Source organism: Rhodococcus sp. T7, from assembly GCF_009872365.1.
GTDB lineage: Bacteria > Actinomycetota > Actinomycetes > Mycobacteriales > Mycobacteriaceae > Rhodococcus_F.
Genome location: NZ_WXYH01000075.1, coordinates 1 through 11,108 on the forward strand (window position 1 = coordinate 1; position 11,108 = coordinate 11,108).

Here is an 11,108-nt window from a genome sequence, read left to right on the forward strand (position 1 = left end):
GCCGCGGCCACCATGGCCGACGGCTACGCCCGCAGCACCGGCGGCCTCGGGGTGGTGGCCGCGACCTCCGGCGGCGGCGCGATGAACCTGGTGGCCGGGCTCGCCGAGTCCTACACCTCGAAAGTGCCGGTGCTGGCCCTGATCGGGCAGCCACCCACCCCCCTCGAGGGCACCGGCGCCTTCCAGGATTCGAGCGGCCGATCCGGCTCGATCCACGCGGTCCGGCTGTTCACCGAGGTCTCCCGCTACTGTGCCCGCATCGAGCGGCCCGACGACCTCGCCGCCCACCTGGAACGCGCGGTGGCCGCGGCACGAGACGGTGGGCCCGCGGTGCTGTTGCTGCCCAAGGACATCCAACAAGCCACCGTCGTCGGCGCATTCACCTTCCACCCACCGCCGCGCCGATCCGGCCACGACCCGGACGGGCTGACACGGATCCGGGACCAACTCGTCGCGGCGCGGCGGACCGGGAAGATCGTGCTCATCGCCGGTGACCAGGTGGCCCGCGACGACGCCCGGGAACCGCTGCTGGCCCTCGCCGCCGCGGTGGACGCCGCCGTCGGGGTCGCCCCGGACGCCAAGGACGTCTACCCGACCGACCAGCCCGGGTTCTGCGGAGTCGCCGGAACCATGGGACACACCGAACTGATCGAGGCGGTGCGACACAGCGCGCTGTGCCTGCTGATCGGCACCCGCATGCCGGCCACGGCCCGCACCGGGCTGGAGGCCGCCCTGGCCGCTGTCCCGGTCGCCAGCCTCGGCGCCGAACCCCCGTATCTGCCCACCACGCACGCGACCAGCCGCGACCTGCGCCACGGGTTGGCCGCACTCGCCGACATGTGGTCGCCGCGACACACATCCGATGCTGTTGTTCACGGAGGGCCTTCCTGGACCACGCGCAGAATCGAGGTGGAACGACGCGGATGGACGATGACACCGGATCCACTGTGCCCCAACCACACCTGAACGTCGACAACCGCCGCCCGGGTCGGCGTGACGGTGGAGAGTCGTAGCGTCGCTCGCGGGGGTTCCCTCCGCCGGGCGACATCTGGGGGTCTACCCGCGGACATGGCCGCCCACACATCAGCGCACCGCAGGGCTCGCGCCGGCACCGGGTCGGGGCCGCGGCGGGTGCTCAGAGGTCGGGGTGCTGTGGCCGCCGAGCGGCGGCGGAACACCTCGCGGTGGGCCGATAGTTCTCGAGGAGGTCGACGGGATCGTCGGGAATCCCGCCGGGCGGGAGGTCGGCGCCACCGCTGCAACGATCGGCGTGGATGCGCTGCTGCCAGTATGTTTCGCTCCGGCCGATCATGCCGATCCCTCCTTGGGTCGTGCCGACCCGGTCTCCGACTCGCGTCGGGGAATCGCCTCGTTCCGGGGTAAGTCCCTGAGGGGCAACCGACGCCGTGATCTCTGTGCCGTCGTGTATCAGGCACTTGATGTCACAGTTCATCGTGCTCCGCGGGTGTGGGAGCTGTCCACATCACTGCCGGTCCGACAGAAACGCTCGGTGACGGTGTCTAGCCCTAAACTCTGTGCGCAGTGCAGGAGGTTCTGGAAGGTCCGTTTCCTGACTCAGGTGGCCGCGACGACGTTGGAGGTTCCGATCAACACCGAGCCCGGTAAACCCACACGCTGTCGCCACCGTGTGGGCACAGGCGCGTCTCGGCACGCGGCCCCGCACCCGAGGCCGGCGAATGGGTGAGGCGTGGGATGAAGTCAGCCTCAAGGATGCCCGGCGGTCGCTGGACAGCGAGGTCTATGCGGTCGTCGAGGACCTCGTGAAGAACAAGGGCTGGCGCCTGCGGGAACAGGGGCACAAGTACGCGATCTACTGCCCTTGCACTGACGGGCGAGCGAACTTCATCACGCTCCCCGGGACGTCCAGGAACCCCGGAAACGCCGCCAAGCGGGTCAAACGATCCGCATCACGTTGCCCTGACCGGCACGAGCTGATGAAATAACGATCGCTGTTTCCAGTTGACAACAGCATCGGGGATGAGGAAGCTGGGGTCATGTCCCCGACCGAATTCGAGCTTATTTTCGTGACCCCAGAAGTCTCCGGCCCAGGTGATACCCGGATCGCGGCGGTCGAGGAACTGCTGGACATCGTGGTGGAGTCGCACAGCGGTTTGACGCTTGCCACGGTGACCGCCGAGGGTGACGACGCGGTGACCGCGGCGCTGGACGCTGCGGCAGTGCTGTCGTCACGCGGCCTCCCGGTCGTGCGGTCGTACCCCGACCTGGTCACCCGCCAGGACATCGCCGACCGAGCCGAGGTATCGCGGCAAGCAGTCGGAAACTGGGTGCGCGGTGACCGCATGCAATCGGACCCTTTCCCGGCGCCGGTGAACCTGGTCGGTGGCGGCGCGTGGTTGTGGGGAGATGTTGTCGCGTGGCTCCGCCGACAGGATTACAAGATCGACGACATCGAGTTCCCCTCGATGGACGACCATGTCCGCATCGACGCGGCACTCGTCGGTGCCCCGAGAAGGACGCCGAAGATCAGCGGACATCTCGAGGCGAAGGTCGGGTTCGCCCCTGCCGTTGTCGGAATCAGCCGCGACTGGGCCGGGGACAGCTTTCAGTCGAGCTATGCACTAGCCGTATGACAGAAACATCGTCTCCTCGCACTGTCGCGGACGCCCGCGAGTTCCTCGAGCTGACGGAGCTCACCGATATCGTGTTCTTCGAAACGGGCGCTCGGCGCAAACCCGACGTGGAAGAAACTCCACTGTCCATCCAGATTGCGCTGCGCCGCGAAGAACTCCTCCTGGAAGTTCGATGCCGGGCAACCGTCTCCGGTTCAGGGGGCGAGTACCTCGCCGACGCCTCGGCGGTCTTCACCCTCCGGGAGCCGATCGAAGCCTCCGATGCGATCATCACAGAGTTCGTCGAGCGTGTCGGAGTGATGTCCGTCTACCCGTATCTCCGCGAATCCATCACCCAGTCCGGCGCCAAGCTAGGCCTCGACCGTCCCGTCTTGAAATTGCTGCGACCGGGCGATATCCACATCACTGTCGAGGACTCCGACGGCGACGAATCAACCGACGCCACCTGACGCGTCAGGGGATCGCCGCGCTCACTGGGACGTCCGGTGTCGGCGCGCAGCGTCGCCGGTACGGCAGGCCTCGCTCGGTGGGCGAATCGGGATGCCGTAATCCTTCGCGATCCGGCTCATTTGCGGCACGCTGCGCCCCGTCTCGTGTCCGAGTTCCCGCAGTGTTCGCCGCTGGGTGACGTACTGGTCGTGAAGCCATGCCGGATCGACCGGGGGCCGACCGGACTGGGGTGTGATGCCGTGGTGTCGTGCCAGCCGACCTGCCGCCTTCCTGCTGACTCCGATCATCGCGGCGATCTCGGCGAGGGTGCGGCGTTGCACGCAGTAGAGGTCGACGAACTCCGTCCGGCTCACCGCCTCCTCTGCCGCGGCCTGGGTTGCGCGTCGTCCGAACCGCTCTGCGGCAGGGGGCGATGCGGGTGCTGGGTGGTTTACGAGGAGGTGGCGGATCACATCGAGGGTGGTGTCCAGTTGCCGTGCGATCTCCGACAGCGCGGTGTGGTCGCGGCGGGTCAGGTCGTGGAGGGCGGCGAGGTCCACTGAATTCGGATCGGGTCCGGGCAGGTCAAGCCCGTCGAGCAAGTCCCGGGGTGGATGCCAGTAGACCGGTTCCTCGCCCAGCCCCTGATCGTCGAGGAACCGGTGGGCCGCCGCGTCGACCTGCGCGGCCAGGGCGGGGGTAAGGGCGCGCGGGAACTCGGACAGTTTCGCGCGGACGTCGTAGCCGGCCGCGAGGAACGGGGAACGGTCGGCGGGGAGCCCGCTGAGTCGTTCGAACAACAGGCAGCGGGCGAAGTCCGCCTTCTGACCGGCGCCGGGGGGTGTTCCGGTCCGGCGGCAGATCTGTTTCCACATGTCGTCGGGTAGTAAGCCGCGGTAGTCCAAATGGCGCCGCCGCTCGTAGTCGATCGGTGGCGGCTCGGCGGCGAGGTGGTCTGCCAGCCGGATCAGCGCGGTCAGGGTGTCGTCCCACCGAGGAGAGCTCCGCAGGCATGCCAGCGTGCGGGTGACCCCGTCGGCTCGGACCGCCGATCCCAGGCGGTCGGCGGCCTCGCCGACGGTGAGCGTGGTGCCCACCAGCATCAGTGCTGCCGACAAGGCCGGTCGGACCTGCGCCGGGCTGCACGGCGGCACCGTGAACCGCAGCGACCATTCCGGCCAGAGCAGGGTCGGGATGCGGCGGGCGGCGTCGTTCACGGCGGTGGCACTGACAGTCGGGTAGCTCGGGAGGTCGGCGGCGCTGCGATACCGCAGCTGATCGACGGCGCGCACGAACAGGGGCCGCAACGCGGCGAGCTGGACGGCCGCCAATCTCGTGCTGGTGGCGCTGCCCCAGTCGCCCTTGACGCCGGCGTTGACCTGCCGGCCCAGGCGCCGACCGCCGTGCACCAGCCACCGCAACGCCTCACCGGCGTCGGCGATGTCGGGCCGATCCAGCACAGCGGCGGCCGCGGTCACCGCAACGGCGGTTGCGATCGCTCCGCCGGCACCAGAGAGCTCCGATCCTCGTGACGTCAGTGCTTCCGATGCGGAAGACGACCGAACCCGGGCCAGCGCGTCGGCGAGGCCGGCGGGGACCCGCTCGGCAATCTCCGCGTCGGTGCCGTAGACAAGGACGCGGGATGCGACTGCGTGCAGATCGGCCAGAACTCGCGGGCCCCGAGGGGACGCTCGGCGTATACACCGAAGGTGCCCTGGCCGGCCGCGAGGACATCGAGCACGAGTTGCTGGGCCCACAACGCCGGGTGATCCGCGCGTAACCGCGTCACCGGTGCCGAGGTCAGGTCCGCCCCGCACCGGGCGAGCCCACTCGGCGCAGCGGTGTCCGCACTCCAGTGGGCGCAGCGGCCCGGACTCGGAATCACCTCACGGAGGGGACGCCTGCACCGTTGGAAGCCTCCGCAGTGCGGGCAGGTATCCGCCAGCAGGCAGTGATGTTCGCTGCAGGCGAATACGCACCCCAGCCGCCAGCGCAGTTGCCATCGCCCGCCGGAGACGGCGAGGCAGGCCGGGCAGTATCGGGATCGTCGTCCGCGACCCCACGGCAGGCCCGCGGCCGCACGTCCCTTCCTACCGTTCAGCGACAGGGCGATGCCGTCGTAGCGGGCCAACGTCATCGCTTCGACAGTGGCCGCGGGCAGTTCCGCCGCCGCCGCGATGGTGTCCACTTCCCGTGGAGGCAGGTGCACCGGCCACACGCTCGGGCGCCGAACCCTTTCGGCGGCAGTCCGGTCCTCGCGGTGCAGGGCCGTGTCCAGGTCACCGAACGCCGTGCCGGTGCGGTGCGCGATGGCCTCGAGCCAGGAATCGATTGCCTCGCCGGGCAGCGGGGCGACCCGGATCGGCAGGGACCGCACCCCGGTCATCGGCGGCGGCGTGTCGGCCGGGTGGTGATGCGCCGCGCCTCGAGGGCGGCCGCGAGTTCTCGCCGCGCGGTCTCGGCGTCCTCGTCGTTGCTCACCCCGTCCAATACGCCGGCGTCGAGGCGCTCACGGCCGGTGACGACGGCGCGGTGACAGCCGCGGTTGATCAGCACCATCAGCGACCCAATGTGGCCGGTGCTGCGGGTGAACAGGTAGTCCGAGAGGTCGTCGGCGAGCATGCCGGGATATTTGTCGGCGAGCACCAGTCCCTGTTCGATCGCCAGCAGCATGGTCCGCCATTCGCGGCGGCCGGTGTCGGTGTCGATGAGGAACGGCTGCATCCCCACCAACGTGGTGCGCCGCGCTGTCTGCGCCTCGGCGAACAGGCCGCGTTCGGCCAGCTTCACCCCGACAAAGACCACGGTGACCGGGAACTCGTTGGCGATGTACTTGAAGTGGTTGCTGATCTCGACGCCGCTGGTGGCGTGCATGCGCAGGAAATGCAGATCATCGACCACCAAAAGTCTTGTCTCACATGATGTCACGCAGTCCAGGGCGCGGCGGGACAGGTCGGCGCTGGTGCCGCGGGTGGTCCCGGGGTGGGCGTAGAACTCGAGCATCGCCCGGTTGAACTCCTTGAGGCCGGTGTTGCCGGTCAACCCGACCCGGCACACCGGCCACCGCTGGTGCCCGTCGCGGGTGTGGGTGCCCTTGATCCGGATCTCGCGGCGATGAAACGCCTTGGCGAACGCCAACACCGACGTCGTCTTGCCCAGGCCGGGATAGGCGTCGATCGCGACCGCCCCCTTGGCCTTGTCGCCGAACTGGAGGTTGCTGTCGACCACGGTCGAGAGCTGCTCGTGCAACGCGGTCAGTTGCGGCGTCCGGATCGGCCCCAGATTCGCGTGCCACAGCTGCCGGAAATGGTTGTAGACCTCGGCGTCGTCCGCGCTCAACGCCTGCAGCTGCGTGCGGGTCAACACCGCCGGCGCGACCAGAGCGGGCGCGTCGGCGAACTCCCGCCACCCCTCCTTACGGGAGAGCGCCACATTACCCAGCGGCGCGCAGTCCTGCAGACGCTGCCGGATCAGCGCGATCGTCACAGGTACTCCAGCGCATCCGCGTAGAAATCGTCGCCGTCGTCGGGTCGGTTCAGCTCGTCCTCGGCGTCGTCGTCACCGATGTCCTTGCCGTCCTGCGCGGCGTAGACCGGCGCCGTCGCGTCGTGACGCGTCACTGATGGCGGTCCGGTCGCGTCGGTCGGTTCGTCCGGGTCGAGGTCGAGCGCGGTGTCCTCACGTGCCATACGCAACGCCATGCGGCGCTCGGTCATGCTCGACCCGAGGCCGAGGTTCCAGCGCTCGAGCAGGTCGGCGACCGCGATCCGGTCGTCGGGGTAGGTGTACTTCGCCTTCGCCAACCGGCGCGCGAACGCCAAAGCGTCCTCACTCAGCGGCATCTGCATCGACCGGGCGTGCTCCCACTCGAGCGGATACCACCGCCGCGAGGTCGGATCCCGCAGATAGACCCGGGTGACGTCGTCCGGGTCGACATGCAGCGGCCACCACCGGCCCTTGCCCTTTCCCCGGTCCGGGTACGGGCTGGCACCGTCGCGGCACCCGGGCGGCAGATCGCCGTGGTAGCGGCGACCGTGCACCTCGAAACCGTAGTGCTGGAGGGTGCGCCACTCCACCTTGAGGAACTCGTATCCCAGGTCCGGATCGCGGGGCACCTCGATGTAGCCGGCGCGGGCGATGCCGTGCTCGAACATCACCGCCGGCGACATCTTCACCGACGGCAGATGCGGATCGAGCAGGCTCTCGTGCGGCCGGTGGTGATACACCACCGCCACCCACTCCCGGATGATCGCCTCCAACTCGTCGAGGTAGAAGAATGCCTCCGACTCCGGCGCCACCCCCCGCGAGTGCACGTCCGGTCCCTTGTACCCGGGCAAAGCCTGCAACAGGTCCTCCCGAATGGTGCGGAAGAACCGCTCGACCGGCCCCTTGTCGCGGCCGGTCCGCAACCGGGCCGGCTGGATCGAGATCCCCATCCGCTGACACACACTGGTCAGATGCTCGGAGACGTAAATCTTGCCGTGATCGATCACGATGGTCTCCGGCGCCAGCGCCGGACTCGCCGCCCCGGCGATCGGACCGTCGATCGCCGAGGCGTCGACCAGCAGGGACCGGGGAATGCCGTGCTCGGGCCACACTGCATGCGCGGGCCAGTCCTTGCCCGCCGGTCGCGGCCGGAACGCCTGATACAACGTGGCGGCGGCGTCCACCGCCTTCGTCGACACCGGCGTCAGCCGGATACCGACGATACAGCGGGTGTACCAGTCCATTCCCACGGTCAGCTCGGCCTGCACCCAGCGCAATGTCACCGGATCCAGGGCGAACACGTCCAGCCGGGTGGTGTCCATCAGCAGGTACTCACCTGGTCGGGTCGGGCGCAGCTTCCCGTACGGCTCGTCCGGTCGGGCCGCGATATCCCGATTGCGTTTGGTGCTCAGCCGGAACGTCGGATGCCGCCGTTCCAACTCCTCGAGCACCCGAAACGCCGTTGCCCGCGAGGGCAGCCGCACCACGTCCGCCCCGAACCGGGCGACCGCCCGGGCATTCGCACGCTCGATCACCATCGTCCGCGACGGCCGCGACTGATCGGTGTGCTCGACCATCACTTCCAGGGCCGTCTCCACCCACCGGTCATCGGTTCTCGTCGAACTCACTGACGAAGGGTCGCGCCGCACCGCCAGCCCGGCCTCGCCGGCCTTCTGGAACTTGCCGGCCCAGCGCTCGATCGTGCGAACTCCGACCCCTAACTCGGCGGCCTTCGCGGCATACCGGTCCGACAACGCGACATTCTCGCTGTATTGGGGGCGAGGCTCGCCGGGGCCGGCGATCAGCGGGTTTCCGGATCGATATCCGGTAAGTACCTCGCGCACATGGGCTGCTCGCGCGGTGAGTTGCTCCTGCTCGGTCGTGGTCAGCTGGGCCAGGACTACGCTGGCGACTTCCTGATCATCGTCGCTCGCCGGGCCGGGGCTGTCCGGGATCACCCTGGCGCGTTCGCACGCCAGGAGTTCCTTCAGCGCGAAGCGTCGATACTGCCGGCCGGTCGCGTCCTTGACGACGACCTCGTTCCCGGAAGCGGTCGACACCATCTCCACTACCTCGACGGTTTCGCCGTCGTAGAGGAACCGAGTCCCGACGCCGACTCGCACACCCGCGCCGCTCACGAACGCTCTCCCAGCACGCTGTCCGAACTCAGGGTCTTGCTCAAGTCGACCGTGAAATGGTGTCGCCACAATAAGTGCAGGACAGTCGATCGCATGACAGGTTCCGGCCGGTCGGACAGGCATCGGACGGCCTCACCGAGCGTGGCGCCGTCCAAGTCGACCGAACGCAGATCCGCCAGCAAGTCGTCGTCGAACAGCCAGTCACGGCGATACCCGGCGAGGAATCGGACATTGCTCAATTCTGTCTCCGCCGGTTCGCTGGCAATCTGGTACCGCCATCCACGTGACTCCACCACCTGCCGCGTCCACGCAAACGTCTGCATGACCTCCGGTTTCGCCAGTCGCCAAGCGGGTTTCACGTCAACAACAACCGGACCATCGTCGCTCAGCAGCAGATAGTCCGGCACGTGCCGTCGTCGCGCGCCCGCCACGTCGGCTTCGAGCAGGAACGGCTGAGCGAGAATGCGCCGCACCGAGCGATCGAAATCTGCCAATAGCAGTCGAGCCAACTCCAGCCGCGACTCGTAGATCACCAACGCTTGCTCCGTGCTGGACCAATACGCACCGGAATAGTGCTTCTGACCGTGATACCAGCGGAACGTTCGCCACGGCGCAGCGGCGCCGACCAGCGACTCCGGCACTAGGGCGTCCCAATCAGCCTCGCATTCAACACCATCGGCGCTGCGGCGGACGTTCGCCACAACCGATGTCGGGCGTGGATCAAGATCAACGACCATCAGACAACCTCGATGCCGAAGCGGGCCACACCACCGCAGCCCTCACCATCGATCATCACCCCGGTCGACCCAATGACCTTGCATTCAAAATGGGCGTGTCTCACACCGATGGCGGATCCGCCATCGGCCCGCCACTCGCCGTGAGATTCCGCCACCGATCTCGAGACCCTACAGGAACCGGACCTCTCGGCACCTATCGCAACTTATAGAGGTTTATGGCATCCTTCCCATAACCCTCTATACTTACCGATATGGATCCTGCGCTGAACCCGTTCAAACCCGGCTCGGGCCTGCGACCCCCGGCTCTGGAGGGCCGGGACCAGGAGCGCCAGGAGTTCGATCTGCTCGTCGCCCGCAGCAAGCGAGGCAACTATGACCGCGGGATGGTGCTCTCCGGGCTCCGCGGGGTCGGCAAGACCACCCTGCTCAACAACCTGGCCGAGCACGCCGAGCGGCAGGGATGGTTGGCGATCACCATCGAGGCCAGACCGAACGAGGCCGGGATCGCCGCGGTCCGCGCCCGCCTCGGCTACGAACTCGCCGTCGGTCTGCGCCGCTTCAGCCGCAAACACCAGCTGCACAAGGTCATCGACGATCTCGTCTCCCTCGCGAGGGGTTTCACCCTCGGTGTCGGCCTGGGCCCGGCCAAGATCGAAATCGCCCTCGGTGGGCGTGCCGCCAGCGGCGACATCGACCTCGACCTCGAGGAGTTGGTCGAAGCGATCAGCGACGTCATGCGCAAGAAGGGTGCCGCGTTCGGACTGTTCATCGACGAAATGCAGGACCTCGACCCTGATTTGCTCGGTGCCTTGCTCGCGGTGCAGCACCGTGCCAGCCAACGTGAATGGCCGTTCTTCGTCATCGGTGCCGGTCTGCCCAGCCTACCGGCGGTGCTCGCCGACAGCCGCTCCTACGCCGAACGGCAATTCTCCTACCGGACCATCGGCCCGCTCTCCCCGGCCGATGCCGCCGACGCGCTCCGGGTCCCGGTCGAGGCGCACGGGGGTGCGTTCACCCCGGACGCGCTCGAGATCCTTGTCGAAGCCAGCGGCGGCTACCCGTACTTCCTGCAAGAGTTCGGCAAGGCGATCTGGCACACCGCCCCCACCTCCCCATTCGATGCCGAGGACGCCCACACCGCGGTCGAAGAGGGCCGTCGAGCACTCGATGACGGGTTCTTTCCGTCTCGGTGGATCCGGGCCACCGATCGGGAGCGCCGGTACCTGCGCGCCATCGCGGAAGCCGGGGAGCCCACTCCTCGGTCCGGGAAGGTCGCCGCAGCCATGGGGGTGGCGACGACCGCGGTCAGTGATGTCCGTGATTCCGCCATCAAGAAGGGCCTCGTCTGGTCTCCCGAGCACGGTCGCATCGCGTTCACCGTCCCGGGAATGGCCGACTTCATTCGACGCCAGCCCACCGCCTGAAACTCCTACACTCACACGCCATCGGCTCTCGCGGCGTGCGCCGACACACTGCAGAAGAAAAGGTGTGTTGCCTGAGAAAACCACCCGAGGCACGGGGAAACGTCCTTCGACAGCAGACACCCGTACTCACGAGTGAGCAGTCACCTGTAGTTCACGAGTGAGATGGTGGCCTTGCTTGTGCGCCGGGTCATCCGGGGCCGACCGGTGTTGAGCGTCTCTGCATATGACGACCACGGGGCCACCAACCGTCACCCGTGATGCAGATGGGTTCCGGGCAGAGGG

General features: G+C 68.0%; 11 protein-coding genes. 5 read left to right on the top strand and 6 right to left on the bottom strand.

What is annotated here, in order from left to right:
• A partial coding sequence (locus MLGJGCBP_RS09925) for a thiamine pyrophosphate-binding protein (RefSeq protein WP_160095179.1) occupies positions 1 to 966 on the top strand: 966 nt, incomplete at its 5' end.
• A 169-nt stretch (positions 967 to 1,135) separates the two neighbouring features.
• Here the strand turns inward: MLGJGCBP_RS09925 and MLGJGCBP_RS09930 are convergent.
• The gene (locus MLGJGCBP_RS09930; protein WP_007300063.1) at positions 1,136 to 1,312 is read right to left on the bottom strand and encodes a hypothetical protein; all 177 of its coding nucleotides are present in this window, start codon (positions 1,310 to 1,312) and stop codon (positions 1,136 to 1,138) included.
• 385 nt (positions 1,313 to 1,697) lie between these two features.
• Here MLGJGCBP_RS09930 and MLGJGCBP_RS09935 point away from each other — a divergent pair, with 385 nt between their 5' ends.
• From MLGJGCBP_RS09935 to MLGJGCBP_RS09945, 3 genes are all read left to right on the top strand, one after another.
• Positions 1,698 to 1,964: a hypothetical protein gene (locus MLGJGCBP_RS09935; protein WP_007300062.1), complete on the top strand. Its 267-nt coding sequence runs from the start codon at positions 1,698 to 1,700 to the stop codon at positions 1,962 to 1,964.
• Between the two features lie 81 nt (positions 1,965 to 2,045).
• On the top strand, positions 2,046 to 2,612 hold the full coding sequence (locus MLGJGCBP_RS09940; RefSeq protein ID WP_231869100.1) for a helix-turn-helix transcriptional regulator: 567 nt from the start codon (positions 2,046 to 2,048) through the stop codon (positions 2,610 to 2,612).
• Positions 2,609 to 3,061, top strand: coding sequence for a hypothetical protein (locus MLGJGCBP_RS09945; RefSeq protein WP_007300060.1), 453 nt, complete (start codon positions 2,609 to 2,611; stop codon positions 3,059 to 3,061). The genes MLGJGCBP_RS09940 and MLGJGCBP_RS09945 overlap by 4 nt, the downstream gene beginning before the upstream one ends.
• Positions 3,062 to 3,082: 21 nt before the next feature.
• Here MLGJGCBP_RS09945 and MLGJGCBP_RS51620 read toward each other — a convergent pair whose 3' ends face one another.
• The 5 genes from MLGJGCBP_RS51620 to MLGJGCBP_RS09965 are packed head-to-tail and all read right to left on the bottom strand — an operon-like array spanning position 3,083 to position 9,402.
• Positions 3,083 to 4,519 carry a hypothetical protein gene (locus MLGJGCBP_RS51620; RefSeq protein ID WP_236581008.1) on the bottom strand — a complete coding sequence of 479 codons (1,437 nt, stop codon included), beginning with the start codon at positions 4,517 to 4,519 and terminating at the stop codon, positions 3,083 to 3,085.
• Between the two features lie 56 nt (positions 4,520 to 4,575).
• On the bottom strand, positions 4,576 to 5,427 hold the full coding sequence (locus tag MLGJGCBP_RS51625; RefSeq protein WP_236581009.1) for a TniQ family protein: 852 nt from the start codon (positions 5,425 to 5,427) through the stop codon (positions 4,576 to 4,578).
• Positions 5,424 to 6,527 (bottom strand): TniB family NTP-binding protein, encoded by a 1,104-nt coding sequence (locus tag MLGJGCBP_RS09955; protein ID WP_007300058.1) that lies wholly within the window; start codon positions 6,525 to 6,527, stop codon positions 5,424 to 5,426. The genes MLGJGCBP_RS51625 and MLGJGCBP_RS09955 overlap by 4 nt, the downstream gene beginning before the upstream one ends.
• Positions 6,524 to 8,665, bottom strand: a complete 2,142-nt coding sequence (locus tag MLGJGCBP_RS09960; protein ID WP_007300057.1) for a DDE-type integrase/transposase/recombinase — start codon at positions 8,663 to 8,665, stop codon at positions 6,524 to 6,526. Before MLGJGCBP_RS09960 ends, MLGJGCBP_RS09955 begins: the two co-directional genes overlap by 4 nt.
• On the bottom strand, positions 8,662 to 9,402 hold the full coding sequence (locus tag MLGJGCBP_RS09965; RefSeq protein ID WP_012686801.1) for a TnsA-like heteromeric transposase endonuclease subunit: 741 nt from the start codon (positions 9,400 to 9,402) through the stop codon (positions 8,662 to 8,664). The genes MLGJGCBP_RS09960 and MLGJGCBP_RS09965 overlap by 4 nt, the downstream gene beginning before the upstream one ends.
• A gap of 251 nt (positions 9,403 to 9,653) precedes the next feature.
• On the opposite strand from MLGJGCBP_RS09965, the gene MLGJGCBP_RS09970 reads away from it, so the two are divergent.
• The gene (locus MLGJGCBP_RS09970; RefSeq protein ID WP_012686800.1) at positions 9,654 to 10,826 is read left to right on the top strand and encodes an ATP-binding protein; all 1,173 of its coding nucleotides are present in this window, start codon (positions 9,654 to 9,656) and stop codon (positions 10,824 to 10,826) included.
• Positions 10,827 to 11,108 lie beyond the last annotated feature (282 nt).